Source organism: Metabacillus mesotrionivorans, assembly GCF_052171315.1.
Lineage (GTDB): Bacteria > Bacillota > Bacilli > Bacillales > Bacillaceae > Bacillus_P.
In genome coordinates this window covers 446,492-461,932 of sequence record NZ_JBQMFF010000002.1, presented here as the reverse complement: position 1 = coordinate 461,932, position 15,441 = coordinate 446,492, and the positions used below count along the sequence as shown (strand labels likewise).

The 15,441-nt window shown below is 42.8% G+C and carries 19 protein-coding genes; 14 read left to right on the top strand and 5 right to left on the bottom strand.

Going from position 1 to position 15,441, the window contains the following annotated elements; translation table 11 throughout:
- Positions 1-528: 528 nt before the first annotated feature.
- Positions 529-807 carry a hypothetical protein gene (locus ACTSEZ_RS07180; RefSeq protein WP_369733486.1) on the bottom strand — a complete coding sequence of 93 codons (279 nt, stop codon included), beginning with the start codon at positions 805-807 and terminating at the stop codon, positions 529-531.
- 162 nt (positions 808-969) lie between these two features.
- Here ACTSEZ_RS07180 and ACTSEZ_RS07175 point away from each other — a divergent pair, with 162 nt between their 5' ends.
- Both ACTSEZ_RS07175 and ACTSEZ_RS07170 read left to right on the top strand, forming a co-directional pair.
- Positions 970-1,191: a helix-turn-helix domain-containing protein gene (locus tag ACTSEZ_RS07175; RefSeq protein ID WP_369733485.1), complete on the top strand. Its 222-nt coding sequence runs from the start codon at positions 970-972 to the stop codon at positions 1,189-1,191.
- A gap of 120 nt (positions 1,192-1,311) precedes the next feature.
- Entirely contained in the window at positions 1,312-2,754 is a 1,443-nt protein-coding gene (locus tag ACTSEZ_RS07170; protein ID WP_369733484.1) for a PstS family phosphate ABC transporter substrate-binding protein, read from the top strand.
- Positions 2,755-2,802: 48 nt separating this feature from the next.
- On the opposite strand, the gene ACTSEZ_RS07165 is transcribed toward ACTSEZ_RS07170, so the two are convergent.
- Positions 2,803-3,165 carry a KGG domain-containing protein gene (locus ACTSEZ_RS07165; protein WP_369733483.1) on the bottom strand — a complete coding sequence of 121 codons (363 nt, stop codon included), beginning with the start codon at positions 3,163-3,165 and terminating at the stop codon, positions 2,803-2,805.
- Between the two features lie 294 nt (positions 3,166-3,459).
- Here ACTSEZ_RS07165 and ACTSEZ_RS07160 point away from each other — a divergent pair, with 294 nt between their 5' ends.
- Positions 3,460-4,503, top strand: coding sequence for a serine hydrolase domain-containing protein (locus tag ACTSEZ_RS07160; protein ID WP_369733482.1), 1,044 nt, complete (start codon positions 3,460-3,462; stop codon positions 4,501-4,503).
- 423 nt (positions 4,504-4,926) lie between these two features.
- Here the strand turns inward: ACTSEZ_RS07160 and ACTSEZ_RS07155 are convergent, their stop codons facing one another.
- The gene (locus tag ACTSEZ_RS07155) at positions 4,927-5,892 is read right to left on the bottom strand and encodes a DMT family transporter (protein WP_369733481.1); all 966 of its coding nucleotides are present in this window, start codon (positions 5,890-5,892) and stop codon (positions 4,927-4,929) included.
- Between the two features lie 114 nt (positions 5,893-6,006).
- On the opposite strand from ACTSEZ_RS07155, the gene ACTSEZ_RS07150 reads away from it, so the two are divergent.
- The 11 genes from ACTSEZ_RS07150 to ACTSEZ_RS07100 all read left to right on the top strand — a co-directional run bounded on the left by ACTSEZ_RS07150 (position 6,007) and on the right by ACTSEZ_RS07100 (position 13,532).
- Positions 6,007-6,357 (top strand): avidin-fold protein, encoded by a 351-nt coding sequence (locus ACTSEZ_RS07150; protein WP_369733480.1) that lies wholly within the window; start codon positions 6,007-6,009, stop codon positions 6,355-6,357.
- 78 nt (positions 6,358-6,435) lie between these two features.
- Complete coding sequence (locus ACTSEZ_RS07145; RefSeq protein ID WP_369733479.1) at positions 6,436-6,687, top strand: DUF2164 domain-containing protein; 252 nt, start codon at positions 6,436-6,438, stop codon at positions 6,685-6,687.
- Positions 6,688-6,827: 140 nt separating this feature from the next.
- Positions 6,828-7,613, top strand: a complete 786-nt coding sequence (locus tag ACTSEZ_RS07140; RefSeq protein WP_369734073.1) for a transporter substrate-binding domain-containing protein — start codon at positions 6,828-6,830, stop codon at positions 7,611-7,613.
- 15 nt (positions 7,614-7,628) lie between these two features.
- Entirely contained in the window at positions 7,629-8,306 is a 678-nt protein-coding gene (locus ACTSEZ_RS07135; RefSeq protein ID WP_369733478.1) for an amino acid ABC transporter permease, read from the top strand.
- 131 nt (positions 8,307-8,437) lie between these two features.
- Complete coding sequence (locus ACTSEZ_RS07130; protein ID WP_369733477.1) at positions 8,438-9,286, top strand: GAF domain-containing protein; 849 nt, start codon at positions 8,438-8,440, stop codon at positions 9,284-9,286.
- Between the two features lie 37 nt (positions 9,287-9,323).
- Positions 9,324-9,767 carry an NUDIX hydrolase gene (locus tag ACTSEZ_RS07125; RefSeq protein WP_369733476.1) on the top strand — a complete coding sequence of 148 codons (444 nt, stop codon included), beginning with the start codon at positions 9,324-9,326 and terminating at the stop codon, positions 9,765-9,767.
- Positions 9,768-9,806: 39 nt separating this feature from the next.
- Entirely contained in the window at positions 9,807-11,297 is a 1,491-nt protein-coding gene (locus ACTSEZ_RS07120) for an amidase (RefSeq protein WP_369734072.1), read from the top strand.
- A gap of 309 nt (positions 11,298-11,606) precedes the next feature.
- Entirely contained in the window at positions 11,607-11,777 is a 171-nt protein-coding gene (locus ACTSEZ_RS07115; protein WP_369733474.1) for a hypothetical protein, read from the top strand.
- Positions 11,778-11,922: 145 nt separating this feature from the next.
- The gene (gene spx, locus ACTSEZ_RS07110; RefSeq protein WP_369733472.1) at positions 11,923-12,330 is read left to right on the top strand and encodes a transcriptional regulator Spx; all 408 of its coding nucleotides are present in this window, start codon (positions 11,923-11,925) and stop codon (positions 12,328-12,330) included.
- Between the two features lie 41 nt (positions 12,331-12,371).
- Positions 12,372-13,082: a GTP pyrophosphokinase gene (locus ACTSEZ_RS07105; protein WP_369734071.1), complete on the top strand. Its 711-nt coding sequence runs from the start codon at positions 12,372-12,374 to the stop codon at positions 13,080-13,082.
- A 21-nt stretch (positions 13,083-13,103) separates the two neighbouring features.
- Positions 13,104-13,532, top strand: coding sequence for a MarR family winged helix-turn-helix transcriptional regulator (locus ACTSEZ_RS07100; protein WP_369733471.1), 429 nt, complete (start codon positions 13,104-13,106; stop codon positions 13,530-13,532).
- Between the two features lie 419 nt (positions 13,533-13,951).
- Here the strand turns inward: ACTSEZ_RS07100 and ACTSEZ_RS07095 are convergent, their stop codons facing one another.
- A complete protein-coding gene (locus ACTSEZ_RS07095; RefSeq protein WP_369733470.1) occupies positions 13,952-14,935 on the bottom strand; it encodes a spermine/spermidine synthase domain-containing protein in 984 nt (327 codons plus the stop codon).
- A complete protein-coding gene (gene speD / locus ACTSEZ_RS07090) occupies positions 14,932-15,342 on the bottom strand; it encodes an adenosylmethionine decarboxylase (protein WP_369733469.1) in 411 nt (136 codons plus the stop codon). Before speD ends, ACTSEZ_RS07095 begins: the two co-directional genes overlap by 4 nt.
- Positions 15,343-15,441 lie beyond the last annotated feature (99 nt).

Genomic DNA, 15,441 nt, shown 5'->3' with positions numbered 1-15,441 from the left:
GCCCTATAAATCCGCCGAACCAAAATACAGGGCACCAAAAAGGAGAAATGCTGCCGTATAAATCGACCGGAGTAAAATACATGGTACCAAAAAGGAGAAATGCTGTCCTATAAATGAGCCGGACCAAAGTACAGGTCACCAAAAAGGTAAAATGCTGCCGTATAAATCGACCGGAGCAAAATACATGTTACCAAAAAGGAGAAATGCTGTCCTATAAATGAGCCGGACCAAAGTACAGGTCACCAAAAAGGTAAAATGCTGCCCTATAAATCCGCCGGACCAAAATACAGGGCATCAAAAAGGTGAAAAGCTGCCCTATAAATCCACCGGACCAAAATACAGGGTACCAAAAAGAGAAAATGCTGCCCTGTAAATTCACCGGACCAAAATACAGGGCACCAAAAAGAGAAAATGCTGCCGTATAAATCCACCGGACCAAACTAAAGGGCACCAAAAGAGCATTACCACATTTGATCATCCCAAAATCAGCCGTCAAAAAAAGCCTTCAGCAGAAGGCTTTTCCCAGACTCAGTCGTCTTTACGGTCTTTATCGTTCATATCTTCCGGATCTTCAATTGGATCTTCCGGATCCGGATCTGCGTCTTTTTCATCGTCTTTCATCATTGTGTCGTCTTCTTCCATGCCTGGTGCAGGTTCATCTTCGTTGTTTTTATCCATTTGATCCTGCTCTTCTTCCTGCTGGTTTTCTGGCGGTGCCGGATCCTGGTCGTCATTTGCATTGCAGCCTGCCATCATAAACGCTGAAAAAAGGACACCCATGATGAGAATTAGCCATTTATTATTCATCGTAAACCTCCTGTATTGGTTATTCCCAATTAGATTGCCCCTAAAGCGGAATATTATTAGTGCATTTTAGTAACATAATGTTCACGTTTACAATGGTGCAAATGGCTGCAGCAGTGATACACTAAAAGTATAAAATTGGATGATTTTAGGGAGGAATGGATGATGGCTGCTTTTCACCAGCAATTAAAGCATTACCGCGAACAGAAGAATATGAGTCAGGAGGAGCTTGCTTTTAAAGCGAGACTTGGGCGTCAGACTATTGAAAAGTATGAAGCAGGAGAAAAAATCCCTGACACGCAGACCATCTTAAAACTCTCTACCGTGCTGGATGTACCGGCTTCGGAATTAATCAGCAAAGAAGAACTCGCAAAAAAACAAAGCTGAAATACTATGACGGTGTCCTTCGAAATGAAGGGCATTTTTTAAATTCTGAAAAAATATATTGTAAAAAATAGGATTAAAGTGTAAAATTACACTAAATAAAGGAAGGTGAGGAGAAGAAGATTGAAAGCTGCAAAGCTGATTTTGTATTTTGGGCTTATCCCATTTAGTTTATCATTGCTGGTGGTCATTTCTATGATGGCGGGTGTTCACTTCATTTTATATTCGTCCATAGCAGTATTTTCTTTTGGAGGACTCGTTTTTGGGTATAGGTGGTTTAAAAATCGTGTTCAGGGACAAGAATTTCTCGCCTTTGTTCCGCTTGCGTACACAGCGATGCTTTGGGCAATCTTTATGTGGATCAGCGGAGGCTTTTACGGACACGACAGCTGGGTAATCTATGGGATTTTGCACTTGCCGTATGCACCGGGATTTTTCATGTCAGCTTTCGCTGGTGAACTGAGTACGCTTTTTTGGGCTCCAATTGCATATGGATCGGCATTCAGCATCCCATGCATTCTTTTGATGCTGAGGAATCATCGAAACCATTTGTTTCCTGCTGCAAAGAAAGCATTTACTCTGTTTGCCGTTATTGTAATCAGCTTAAGTGCAGGCACTTACATAGATGCTGAAAGAAGCAAAACAGTGCTTCCTACATACGGGTATGAACATGGAGGGGGCTATTCGACTACAGATTTGACGCCTTATGAAGTAACCAATCCTTATCACAAGCTGCCGACTTTAAAAGGTAAATCAACGTTCATCATTGAGAACTCAGATGAAATGCCAGTTCTTGACGGAGCTGAGGCAGCTTTTCCGGTTTATTCTGCTTTTGCGAACGCAGTCTACAAAAATGTCAGCAGCGTCATGACATCTGAGAAAGAGGTTGTCAGCTTTACGAACACGATCTATGCATATGAGCGGCTGCTTTCCGGTGAAGCTGATATTTACTTTGGTGCCGAGCCTTCTAAAGAACAGCAGATGATGGCTGAAAAGGCCGGCAAAGAGCTTGTCATGACACCAATTGGGAAAGAAGCATTTGTTTTCTTTGTTCATCCGGACAATCCGGTGGAAAACCTGGATGTTGAACAAATAAAGAAAATCTACTCAGGTGAAATCAACAATTGGGAAGACGCAGGAGGCAATAAGGAAGAAATCATGCCCTTTCAGCGCCCGAAAAATTCAGGAAGCCAAACGCTGCTTGAGAAAATTATGGGCAACACTCCCATTCAAAAACCGCTGAAAGAAGAAGTGGTACAGGGGATGGGGGGAATTATTGAACAAGTGGCAGATTACAGAAATGTTGAAAATGCCATCGGCTTTTCCTTCCGCTATTTTGCGACAGGGATGAGGAAAGATGAAGGCATCAAGCTGCTTGGAGTAAACGGGATCAAGCCGGATCCTGAAAACATCAGCAATGAAACCTATCCATTTACCGCTTCTCTTTATGCCATTACTCTTAAATCCAATCAGAACAAACAGATTGAGCCATTCCTTGAGTGGATGCAGGGGCCGCAGGGACAGGAACTGGTTGAAGAGGTTGGGTATGTAAAACTTACGGACTGATAATGGTCAAAAAAAGGCATCTCCATGAAAGTGGAGGTGCCTGATATTTTACCGTCTGCTTTTTTCTCCACCCATGCGTCCTGCTTCTGCTTTGCTCATTTTTTCGTCACGGTTTTCATTGCTGTTCTGTGCCGAAGAGGCTTGACCGCCCTTACGGCCAATTTCCTGATAGAAGTCACTGTCATGCGAATTTGCGGTTGCCTGTCCACCCATACGACCTGCTTCTTCTCGGCTCATCGTGCTGTTATCACCGTTCGAGCTGCCCTGATTCTCTGCTGAATTCCCGTGCTGGCCGGAAGCATTTTGGCCGATCTCCTGAAAAAATTCTTTCCCGTGTGCATCAGCGGTTGCCTTCCCGCCTTTTCTTCCGGCTTCCTCGCGGCTCATCTTCCCGTCATTTTGATTTGTCATGGACACATTCCTCCTCGCAAATGCGGTATTTTTATTACGGTAACCTTATACCCGTGAGCCAGAGCTTTAAACGGTTTTCAAGGTTAAATATTGTTAATTATTAGAAGAATGAATTTTTTCTTTTCAAGGTCAAAAAAGGGCATCTCCATGCAAAGGAGGTGCCTGCTGTGATATTGGCATCGATTGCATGTCTCCCGGACAAGGAAAGAACCATTTTACAGCACGGTAAGGACATGTATTTACGATAGTATTGTATAATTGGGAATTAGAGGTATTTTCTATGGGGGGATTATTGTGAAGCCGTTAAGTGTCAACATTCAAAAACGTATGGCTGATTATCAGATAACTGGATTAAGCTTGGCATCTATTGATCAAGGCCGAATAAGCAGCACCGAATGTTTCGGTTTGCTTGAAGCCGGAACAGATAAAATGGTCAATAGGAATACGATCTTCAGTGCTTGTTCGATCAGTAAATTTGTGACATCAATAATTGCGATGTTACTTACAGAACAAGGCATACTTGATTTAGATGAAGATGTGAATGAAAAACTCGCTTCATGGAAAGTTCCTGGAAATGAATTTAATAGTAAGAAAAAAGTGACATTAAGAAATTTACTTTGTCACCAGTCTGGCGTAATTGATCCTCCGGATAGTTTTTACGAACGAAATTCGATGACAGGCAGCCCTGAGACAGCAGAGCTATTGGCAGGAAGGACTCCCTATTGTAAAGCTCCAATTGAACTGAAGTATGAACCTTGGAGCGACTTCAGCTATTCAGACGCAGGTTACTGCATTATACAGCTCGTAATAGAGGACGCTGCCGGCATACCTTTCACAAAGCTGGTGCATGATTTTATTTTCCGTCCATTAAATATGTCTGACAGCACATTTGATCTGCCTGTATCATCCGCAGAAAAAGGGAATTTCTCATGCGGTCACAGTAAAAGCGGTGATCTTGTTCATGGGAAATATCCTGTTTATCCTTTTCCTGCAGCTTCAGGGCTGTGGACAAAACCTGCAGATTTAGCTCTTTTAGTGATAGAACTAATGAACTCCATTAAAGGTGAAGGCAGCCTTAAGCTTTCTGCAAATAAAGCAATGGAAGTGATTGAATCCCAGGGATGCAATGAATGGACTGGGCTTGGTGTTTTCCTGGATAAAAACCAAACGGGAATTGAAATCTCATCACTTGGCTGGGGAGCAGGTTTTCAATGTGTGATGGTGGCATATCCGTTTTTAGGAAAAGGTTTAGTGATAATGACTAATACGGATACCGGTGTACATCAACTGGAAGGGATAATCGGAGAAATCTGCAGGGATTGGGCAGTGAATTTTTAGAAAAATGAAACTTTTAATGAAGTCGCTTCGTATATAAAGTCATTTAAAGACTGCGGGGTGCAAAATGAAAAAATATTTGTTTTTTGTCTTGTTAACAGTAATCATTGAGTCTTTATTGATAACCGGAACAATTCTTATATGGAACACGGCTTTTCCTGAAACCATGTTTTTCGGCTCCTTCATATTTCTGTTTATTTCTTTCATCATAAGCTCTTCGGGTGGATTCCTGTCCAATAATGCTGAGTTCTCCGTTTTTACAGCGATGGCAGGAAGCTATCAGCCAAGGCGCGAGGAAAGTTATTTGATTGTCAGCCCGTTCTTAGTAGGTTCTGGCCTGTTCTTTATCAGTTATTTTGTCATTTATTATTTTGTTTATTGAGTCAAAAAAAACACCGCAAAAAGCGGTGCAAAGCGGCTTTCTCTTCAAAGGTTTTTAGCTGCACGTGAATAGAAGATTTTTTTCAAACGGCCTTCATTAAAATAACTGTGCATAAACATTCCGGCGATAATCAGTCCGATCCCGGCAAGGGTAATGCCTCCTGGAAATGGACTTGAAAAAAGGATCATTTCTCCTGCAAGAACGAAAAGGACCTGGGTTGATTGAGTAGCTTCAACAGATGCAAGCTTGCCTTCATCATGGCGTGACCTGTCTGTTGCAATGAAAAAAAGTGTCGTTGCGATTACACCTGAACTGACGGCCACGATAAAGGATTGTACGACCTGAGCGGATGAGGGAGGGCCGGTGAAAACATACCCGCATACAGCCAGGATGACCCAAAACGGAGTGCTTGCGAGTGTCATCCCGAGCACTCTCTGAAATGTATCCAGCCTTCCTCCGCAAACCTCCATCATCTTCCTGTTCCCGAGCGGATAAGCAAGGGCTGCAGCAGCTACCGGAAGAACACCCGCCAAAAGGGCCCAGCTTCCAGCTCCTGATGCATGCTTCATTTGAATGAGAACGACTCCTGAAAAAATGATGACAGAAAAGAGCAGAGCAGGCAGAGGGATTTTCCTCCTGTTTTTCACACCTCCCGTGCTTTCATAAAAAAGCGGGGCAAGCAATGTGCCGGCTACAATGGTCAGCTGCCATGTACCCGCTACAAGCCAGCCGGGCCCGTATGCAGCCGCAAATGTGATGGGTGCATAAAAAAGGACAAACCCTGTGAAGCTCCACAGGATCCACTTAGAGGGCTGCGCCTTCATTTCAGAGAAGAGCTGCCTGCTGTTTTTCCTTAGAATAACAATCAGCACCAAAAATGGAATCATAAATAAAAACCTCAGCGATGAACTCCAGAGCCAGCTGCCTCCAGCAAGCTCCATTGACCTGTTTAAGATAAACGTTACAGCAAAAAACATGGAGGCAATGATGCCTGTTCCTATTTCTTTCATAGCTTCCCCCTATTAAAACGTGTGCCTCTATTATACAAATATCCAGACGGAAAATTCAGTTAATACGAAAGAAATATGATACGATAGCAAAAACATGCTGAAAGGATGCTGCTCATGATTAATTACAATAACCGCCGTTTTGCCGCTGTATCAAACTCAGATAATGGAGAAGTATCTTCGCGAACGATTTTTATTTACAAGCAGGAAGGAAACATTTTGACAGGATCATATGAGGGAGGGGAAATCCTGAAAGGTTCGCTGATGGGGCTTGTAAAGGAAGACGGGTCCCTCGAATTCAGCTATCATCATATTAATGATAAAAATCAGATCAGGGGAGGCCGCTGCTGCTCTGCACCTGAAAAACTGCCTGACGGAAGAATCCGGCTTTTTGAGAAATGGCAGTGGACGGACGAGGAGGGCACAGAAGGAGAGTCTGTCATTGAGGAAATCCTGCCTTGTACATAAAATTTCTGAAAAATACAGACTGACAATCTGCTTTATTTTCTGATATCCTCAGGCTTGAATCTAGTACAGGAAAGGCTGATGAAATTGTTTATTCAATTTACGAAAGAACAGAAGATGATGATGATTGAAGATATTCAGCGCTATTATTATCAGGAAAATGGAGATGAAATCGGAGAAATTGCCGCTGAAAACCTGCTTGAATTCATTAAAGAATCCATCGGTCCCCATTTTTATAACCAGGCTGTAAAAGATGCGAAAAATCTGGTTGAACAGAGAATGCAGTCAATGGAAGAGGATCTGTACGCTCTTGAACGGTCTGTAAAAAGGTAACGTTCAATCATAAATATTGCGAATTTCATCCTGTAATGCTATCTTTTATAGGATTATAGAAAAAAAGGTGGATTTGCATGAAGAATATTTTTTCACTAAATAAAACAGGCGCCATTTTCGCCATAATGGCATTTGCATTTATGCTTGCCGGCTGCAGCAGTTCTCAGGAGAAACAGGACGAAAAAACAGCCTGGGACACAATTAAAGAAGAAGGCAAGCTGAAAGTAGCAACTTCCGGCACACTTTATCCTGCTTCCTATCATGATTCAGAAACAAATGAGCTGACTGGATTTGAAGTGGAAGTGGTCAAAGAAATGGCGAAACGCATGGATCTCGAAGCTGAATTTTCAGAAATGGCGTTTGACGGTATGCTGACGTCTGTTCAAAGCGGCAAAGTTGATCTTGCTGCAAATGATATTACGATGACTGATGAGCGGAAAGAAAAGTTTGACTTCTCAGTGCCTTATAAACACTCATACGGGACAGCTATGGTGCGGAAGGATGACCTTTCCGGCATAAAATCGCTTGAAGACCTGAAAGGGAAAAAAGCAGCAGGAGAAGCAACAACAACTTATATGGCTGTAGCCCGCGAGTACGGAGCTGAGGAAGTCATTTATGACAATGCAACAAATGATCAGTACTTGCGTGATGTGTCAACCGGAAGAACGGATGTCATTTTAAATGATTACTACCTTCAGCGATTGGCTGTTGCTGCTTTTCCGGATTTGAACATTACTATTCATCCTGACATCAAATTCAATCCTGTCAGCCAGGGCATCATTATGAAAAAAGACAATGACGAGCTTAAAAAAGAAATCGATGCCGTACTGAACGAAATGCTTGAGGACGGAACGATCGCCAAAATCTCAAAGCAATTTTTTGATGGAGCAGATGTTTCAAAAGAAACAGATGCTGATTTTAAGTAGCGGCAGGTGACGGCAATGGATGCGATCCAATGGGAATACCTCTTTGACTGGGAGCTTGCCGTCAAGTCCTTTCCTTTTGTTATGAAAGGAATCTGGAACACGCTGCTTATTTCCCTTCTCAGCATGGGAATTGGCTTGGTGCTCGGTTTTTTTCTCGCATTAGGAAGAACGTCCAAGTCTCCTGTCCTCAGCTGGCCTGCGAGAATCTACATTTCATTTATGCGCGGCGTTCCGATTCTGGTGATTCTGTTTATCCTGTATTTCGGATTTCCGATCATCGGGATTGAATTTACAGCGGTTACCGCAGCCCTGATCGGCTTCAGTCTGAACAGTGCTGCCTATATGGCTGAAATCAACCGCTCAGCACTTGCATCTGTGGAAAAGGGGCAGTGGGAAGCAGCAAGTTCTCTTGGAATGTCGTACTGGCAGACAATGAGAGGAATCATTCTCCCTCAAGCGTTTAGAATAGCGCTTCCGCCTCTGTCGAATGTGCTCCTCGATTTAACAAAAGCTTCCTCTTTAGCAGCTATGATTACGGTGCCTGAGCTGTTCCAGCAGGCAAAAATTGTAGGAGGAAGAGAGCTGGATTATATGACGATGTATATTCTAGTCGCACTTATCTACTGGGGGATCTGCTCCTTGCTTACTTTGCTTCAAAATTATCTTGAGAGAAGATATGAATACCTGCTTTAATCAGAAACCAGATTGCTGCAAATGCGGCATCTGGTTTTTCTTTTTTTTTACATTCCAGAAAAGGTTGAGCGGTGGTTTTCCATGCTATACTTATCGAAAGAGTCCACACTGTATCCTTTAGGAGGGTTTATTTGAAAACTGCCAAAGATCAATTGAAGTCAGGCTATTCTTCTCTCGGCACTGTCTCAAAAAAAATGTTTGCGATGATTTGTGAAAGGCTGAATGTTCCAGTTGCCTACGTGACGAAGAGAGGGAATAATGCTATAACCGTCCTCAGCTCCTACAATCATACAGAAGAAATTATTCCGGAAGGATACATTGTAGAATACAGCAGCACCTATTGCAGGCATATTATTGAAAATGGAATGATGACGACTACAAATCTCATGCAATACAGCATGACAAAGGACCTTTCTGTTACTGGGGACCTTAAGATGAAAGGGTTTTTAGGTGTCACGCTGAAAGATGTGAACGGAAACGTATTTGGGACGCTGTGTGTTATGGACAGGAATGAAAAAGAATTCTCAACAGAAGATGCTGAATACCTTTCTTCTATGGCTGAATTGCTCTCGCACATCATTGAGCTTGACCGGGCGAAATATGACCTTGGTTTTTTAAGTGTTCCCATTATCCCAATTACAGAAGGTGTATCTATTCTCACCCTCCAGGGAATGGTGGATGAAATCCGCTCAGAAAAAATCATCTCGGATGTGCTTGAAAATGCTTCTATTCACAGTATTTCCTGCTTCATCATAGATTTGTCAAAACTCTTCGTTCAGGACGATTTATTTTCAAATCTTCTTTTTACTCTGACAGAGGCATTAAAGTTAATTGGTACCGACACAATTATAACCGGAGTAACCGCCGATTTTGCAATCGAGCAGTACAGACACAGAAGCTTCGATCTGATCAAAGCTTCATTTGCAAAGGATATTAGCACTGCGCTTGAATCCATCGGGTATCAATTGACAGAAAAATAGGACCCGGCTTGGAATTTAAAAAGAATGGGGGATCGGGATGCAGCCGCCCAAACATATTGTTTCCGCAGCGACTATTGTACTTAATGAAAAGAGAGAAATCTTGCTTATAAAAGGTCCGAAAAGAGGGTGGGAGATTCCCGGGGGACAAGTAGAAGAAGGCGAATCACTGAAAGCAGCAGCCATCAGAGAAACCCGGGAAGAATCGGGAATCATCATCGAAGTGACGAAATTCTGCGGTGTTTTTCAAAATGTTGACCGCTCAATCTGCAATACACTTTTTATGGGTAAGCCGGTTGGAGGAAAGCCCGAGACAAGTTCTGAGAGTTTAGAAGTGGGGTATTTTCCAATTGAGCAGGCGCTTGAAATGGTCACCTGGAAAAATTTCAGGCAGAGAATTGAATATTGTTTAAACGAAGAAATGCAGCCTTTTTATGTTGAATTTAAAGGAAGCGAGACAGAAGAGCTGATAGGAAAACTATGAGAGTCGGACAGCTGAAAATGACAGGAGATGATAAAAATGATGGATCTGCATACATACGCGTCCTTCGATGCAACCGGCCTTGCAGAATTGGTTAAAAAAAGAGAGGTTTCCCCTCTGGAACTGGCAGATGCTGCATTTAAGCAGATTGACAATGTCAATCCGCTAGTAAACGGTGTTGTCCGAACCAGGCAGGAGAAAGCACTGAAGGAAATACAGGAGCTTAAAGTTGATTCTCAGCCGTTTGCAGGAGTTCCGATGCTGCTGAAAGATATTTCACAGGCTATTGAAGGAGAACCTCTGACTGCGGGTTCAAAGCTTTTGACAAACAATACAGCGAAAAGAGATTCCCATTTTGTCGCGCGCTTAAGAAAAGCAGGTTTTACTTTGATCGGCCATACAAACACACCGGAATTCGGCTTGAGAAACATTACGGAACCTGAACTGCACGGTGCGACTAAAAATCCGTGGAACACAAAGTTTTCAGCCGGAGGTTCAAGCGGCGGTTCAGCAGCCGCTGTGGCATCAGGAATGGTGCCGATAGCCGGTGCAAGCGACGGCGGGGGCTCCATCCGGATTCCGGCCTCTTTTACCGGCCTTTTCGGATTAAAACCTACAAGAGGAAGAACTCCAGTCGGGCCAAGTGTGGGCAGGCAATGGCACGGGGCATCCATTGATTTTGTTCTGACAAAATCAGTGCGGGACAGTGCGGCGATGCTTGATCTCCTGCAGGTGATCCAGCCGGAAGCAGCCTTTCATACGCCTTTGTTTGAAGGGAAATATACGGACACTCTTAAATCAGGAATGAAAAAGCCGCTGCGGATTGCTTTTCAGACCCAGTCACCAGTTGGGACAAAAGTAAGCAGCGAAGCAGAAGAGGCCGTTCATCGCATGGCCGTCTGGCTTGAGGGTCAGGGGCACCAAGTAGAGGAACGCGGGAATGGCATAGACGGCGTCAGGCTGATGGAAAATTATTATACGATGAACAATGGAGAGATGTCGGCAACGATTCTTGACCTGGAGAAGATGCTCGGGCGTCCGATTACGGCAAATGATGTGGACATTGTGACCTGGGTTCTGAGTACGGCCGGGCATTCTGTAACAGCGGCCGAATTTTCTAAGAGTCTTGCAGAGTGGGATTTCGCAGCAGCTCAGATGGCCGCTTTCCATGAGACGTTTGATTTGTATCTGACACCTGCGACTGCCTTTGCCGCACCGGAAATTGGAGAATTAATGCAAAAGGAAGAAGAAATTCAGGCGCTGCTGAAAATCAGTGAACGCAATAAGGACGAGCATCTTCCATTTGTCTATGACATGTTCCTGAAAAGCTTGACGTACACGCCGTTTACCCAGCTGGCCAATTTGACGGGACAGCCGGCAATGAGTGTGCCGACTCATATGACAAAACAAGGACTCCCGCTTGGAGTTCAGTTTATAGCGCCTAAAGGAAGAGAAGACTTGCTTGTTTCACTTGCAGGAGACATTGAACAAACGCAATTGTGGATTGGGATGGAAGGAAATCCGTTTTTTTGACCAGCAGGACTTAGAAATAGAGAGAAAAAGAAGGATAATTGTAAAAACATGGCGAATAACCTCGTAGTAAATTAAGATACTCAGTGATTTCAGCTGATCGTATGGATTCCTTGCCTTACCTTCCATTACCCTTACGCATAGGCAAGGGTTTATTAGGGAAGGCCTGCTTAGACACTATGAATACACTTGCGGGAAATTTAATGTTTTGTATATGTATTCACTTTTAATAATGGATTGGCGCAGTAAAGAAAATAAAACATCAGCCGATAATACCAAGAAAGATATCTAAGCAGGAGGGAAGCATATCCTATGGAAGAACAAAAACATTGTCCTAAATGCAAGTGTGAGCAGCAGCATGAAGACAGCAAGTGTCTGGTGTGCGGGCACAGCGTGATGGATTCCATTCTGGCTCTATACCCGGATAAACCCATTAGAACAAACTACCGCAGAAGGCCTGTAAAGTCATCCCTTTTTAAGTGATGGCTTTTTTCTTGCATAAAAACACACAAACAAGTAAAAGCTTATTAGTTGATTTATATATATCTTACTTGTAAGATATATATATCGTACATGTTTTAGAAACAGGTGGAACTTATGATCAATCTTTGAAGGAGAGGAATCATTTATGGCCATTACGTTGTTTACATCATGCAGCTGCTCATCCTGCAGAAAGACAAAGCTTTGGATGGAAGAGCACGATATTTTATATACAGAAAGAAATCTTTTAACTGAACCTCTGACAATGAAGGAACTTAAACAGATATTGCGTATGACAGAAGAAGGGACAGATGAAATTCTCTCAACCCGGTCCAAGCAGTTTCAGGAGCTTGACGTTAACCTCGATTCTTTGCACATGCACGAATTACTTGAGCTTCTTAAGTCTAAACCCGGTTTGCTGCGGTGCCCGATTGTCATGGATGAAAAAAAATTCCTTGTAGGATTTAATGAAGATGAAATCCGCAAGTTTTTGCCAAGAAATATCAGGGCATACTTACTTAGACTGCTTGAAGCAAAAACGATGCTTCCAAATTAACTGAAGGAGTTTATACGGTGGAAGATTTTAAAGTGCCGGAAATGAGTGCAGAGAAGCTTAAGACCATCAAGAGAGAACTCACGCGCTTTATGATGTCCTACAAGTTTGCACTTGAAGAAATGAATACGAAAATAAATATTTTAAAACAGGAATTTCAGTATATTCACGATTACAGCCCTATTGAGCACGTAAGCTCGAGGCTAAAGTCGCCTGAAAGCATCATGAAAAAAATGCACCGTAAAAACTATGTTTTTTCACTGGAAGAAATCAGAAGAAATATGAAAGATATAGCGGGAATTCGTATAACATGCTCGTTTTTATCTGATATTTATCAGATCAGCGATATGATTCAAAACCAGAAAGACATCCATATCGTCGAATGCAAGGATTATATTAAGAACCCAAAGCAGAATGGCTATCAAAGCCTTCATTTATTGGCAGAAATTCCTGTTTTCATGTCTGACAGACAGGAGAATGTGATGGTTGAGGTTCAAATCCGAACGATAGCCATGGATTTCTGGGCAAGTCTTGAACATAAAATTTATTATAAATATAACCAGGCAATACCCGAACATTTGACTGATGAACTCAGAGAAGCGGCATTATCGGCAGCCGAGCTTGACCGGAAGATGGAAAGGCTGCACAATGAGATCACCGATTTGAAAAAAAACGGAGAAGAACAGAATCCTCTTGAGGAACAAATGCTGCTTCCTTTAGAACTGCTCGCTAAACTTAGGCAGACAAGAGTATAACGCATGCTGGAGATGACCCCTATGAATACGAAAAGAAACGAAAATATCGTCTCCCTGTTTGAGATTTTTGTTTCTCTGGAACGCAAATGGATGAATGACTGGAACCATGTGAATCAGGTGGGACTTTCCAAAACCCATATTCTGATTCTGCAGATTCTCGAGACAGAAGGGCTCAAGCGTCCTTCGCTGCTTGCAGAGCAGCTGCAGATAACGACGGGCGGAGTTACCGTACTGACAAGCAAGCTGATTAAAGACGGCTTTGTGCAAAAGTGCCAGAGCGAAAGGGACCGCAGAGCTTATAACCTTGAAATAACAGAGACAGGAAAGGAACTGCTCCATTCCGCAAGAAAGCAGATCAACCAGCAGATTGAAAACATGTTCGGCATGCTTTCAGATGAGGAAATTCAAAATTTGCGGGACATTTTCCACAAATGTCTGATGGGCCAATAAACAAAAAAGCCGGAAAATTCCGGCTTTTTTGTTTATTATTCTTCCGATGCGCAGGATTCACACAGCCATAACTCTTCTTTTTCTGAAAACGTCAGCTTTTTGTGAAAAGAACACTCATCACAAAGGTCTTCTCTTTCATTTTCGTTAGTCATCCTAAAAGCCTCCTTCATTCAAAGTCCCCATCCGAGCAGAAGCCATATTAATACCTATGATTATGATGGTAAATATACCCCTCCATAATGGAATGGAAACCTTCCCACATTTATCTCTGTGCCGCTTTGCAGTGTACTAATAAGTGATGGATAGTAATTCGACAGATGAGATGTAAATGCCTTTCTTCTCAGAAAAAAATTTTTTTCAATGAACTGGTCTGAATAAAAAAAATGGACAGCTTTCAGCAAGCTGTCCGTTTAAGTGAGTTAATCCATGTAAAAGCTTTCTTTTTTGAAAATAGTATGGAGGACAGACTTGTTTTTCGTATTGATGATCCCCTGATTTTTTTTCTCTGTGACATAAGAAGGGAATTTGGAAAGCTCCCCAAGGTTAGAAGGCAGTGATTTTGCTGATACTTGAACTGTTTTTCCTGAGAAGGATTTACGCGTTGCGGATGCCAGATGGAAGCCCCAGTCCCCAAATGATGGAACGGTTGTGTGGTAGCTTGTTACAGCGAAGCCCGCACTCTCGATCGTCTTTCCAATTGTCCAGAAAACAAGAGGTGTCTCAACAGGAGAGTTCGCCTGACACACAAAGACTCCATCAGGTTTAAGTGATTTTTTCAAAATGGAGTAAAATTCAGTCGTATAAAGATCACTGATGGTTTTGCCCGAAGGATCAGGAAAGTCGACAAAAATAATGTCGTAGGGAACAGGTTTTGCTGCAAGGAATGCCTGAGCGTCCATCGGATGGACGTGTACCCGTTTGCTGCGGAGAGAATAATTGTTCAAAGCAGCAAATCTTCCTATTTCTTTTGCTGCTTTAAGGACAAGGGGATCCAGGTCCACTAAGTCAGCGTGCTTAACACCGCTGTATTTTAACACTTCTCTTAAGGCAAGACCGTCTCCTCCGCCTAAAATCAGCACGCGCTCATGTTCAGGTGCTGCTGCAAATGCAGGATGGACGAGAGCTTCATGATAAATCTTTTCATCCAGTGAACTGAACTGGAGCTGGCCATCAAGATACATCCTCAGATCAGAGACTTCAACAATCTGAATATCCTGAAAGCTGCTTTTTTGGTCAAATAAATTCCGGTGCTTTCTCTTTTTCAATTCATTCAGTGCAATCTTATCCCGGTTATCTCCATTCAGATATGCAGAAGGTGTCTGTTTTTTATAAGAATCGGAACTTATAGAAGGTTTGTTTAAACAAGCAGCGGTCCATGGCTTGGAGTGCTGATTTCTGCTCATGTTTGGTCTGCTCCTTTTGAAGAATCGTATGCGGCCATTTCTTTCGGAAGAATCAGCTGTTTGCCTTTTCTTCCTCTGGCGATGGTGTATACAAGGGAACTTTTTGCGCCAAGCCCATTTAATAGGAAGTGAGTCTGGCTTTCAGGATCAGCATCTCCGCATGTGTAGTAATCGATAGATGCATAGCTTTTCTCCGGCCAAGTATGAATGGACATATGGGAAGTTGATAAAACCAGCACACCAGTCACTCCCTGGGGATGGAAGAGGTGAAAAAATGATGAGAGCACCTGCATCCCATTATTCTTTGCTGCCTGAAGCAGTAAAGACTCTATGTGCTCCCTGCTGTTTAAAAGGTCCGGGTTACAGTCAAAGGCATCCAAAATGAGATGTTTTCCTTCAATATTCAAGAGCTGGATCATCCCCTTTTTCTGCAAATTTCCTACAGTATATGCCGAAAACCCGAACATGTCTGTGTTCTAATACAGAAAAAAAGAACCCTTTCAGGT

Excerpts from the sequence above, each read along its gene's own strand:
- ACTSEZ_RS07180 (WP_369733486.1), bottom strand. The coding sequence starts at position 807 with ATGAATAATAAATGGCTAATTCTCATCATGGGTGTCCTTTTTTCAGCG.
- ACTSEZ_RS07175 (WP_369733485.1), top strand. The coding sequence starts at position 970 with ATGGCTGCTTTTCACCAGCAATTAAAGCATTACCGCGAACAGAAGAAT.
- ACTSEZ_RS07165 (WP_369733483.1), bottom strand. The coding sequence starts at position 3,165 with ATGACAAATCAAAATGACGGGAAGATGAGCCGCGAGGAAGCCGGAAGA.
- ACTSEZ_RS07155 (WP_369733481.1), bottom strand. The coding sequence starts at position 5,892 with ATGAAAGAAATAGGAACAGGCATCATTGCCTCCATGTTTTTTGCTGTA.
- ACTSEZ_RS07150 (WP_369733480.1), top strand. The coding sequence starts at position 6,007 with ATGATTAATTACAATAACCGCCGTTTTGCCGCTGTATCAAACTCAGAT.
- ACTSEZ_RS07145 (WP_369733479.1), top strand. The coding sequence starts at position 6,436 with ATGAAATTGTTTATTCAATTTACGAAAGAACAGAAGATGATGATGATT.
- ACTSEZ_RS07140 (WP_369734073.1), top strand. The coding sequence starts at position 6,828 with ATGCTTGCCGGCTGCAGCAGTTCTCAGGAGAAACAGGACGAAAAAACA.
- ACTSEZ_RS07135 (WP_369733478.1), top strand. The coding sequence starts at position 7,629 with ATGGATGCGATCCAATGGGAATACCTCTTTGACTGGGAGCTTGCCGTC.
- ACTSEZ_RS07125 (WP_369733476.1), top strand. The coding sequence starts at position 9,324 with ATGCAGCCGCCCAAACATATTGTTTCCGCAGCGACTATTGTACTTAAT.
- ACTSEZ_RS07120 (WP_369734072.1), top strand. The coding sequence starts at position 9,807 with ATGGATCTGCATACATACGCGTCCTTCGATGCAACCGGCCTTGCAGAA.
- ACTSEZ_RS07115 (WP_369733474.1), top strand. The coding sequence starts at position 11,607 with ATGGAAGAACAAAAACATTGTCCTAAATGCAAGTGTGAGCAGCAGCAT.
- spx (WP_369733472.1), top strand. The coding sequence starts at position 11,923 with ATGGCCATTACGTTGTTTACATCATGCAGCTGCTCATCCTGCAGAAAG.
- ACTSEZ_RS07105 (WP_369734071.1), top strand. The coding sequence starts at position 12,372 with ATGAGTGCAGAGAAGCTTAAGACCATCAAGAGAGAACTCACGCGCTTT.
- ACTSEZ_RS07100 (WP_369733471.1), top strand. The coding sequence starts at position 13,104 with ATGAATACGAAAAGAAACGAAAATATCGTCTCCCTGTTTGAGATTTTT.
- ACTSEZ_RS07095 (WP_369733470.1), bottom strand. The coding sequence starts at position 14,935 with ATGAGCAGAAATCAGCACTCCAAGCCATGGACCGCTGCTTGTTTAAAC.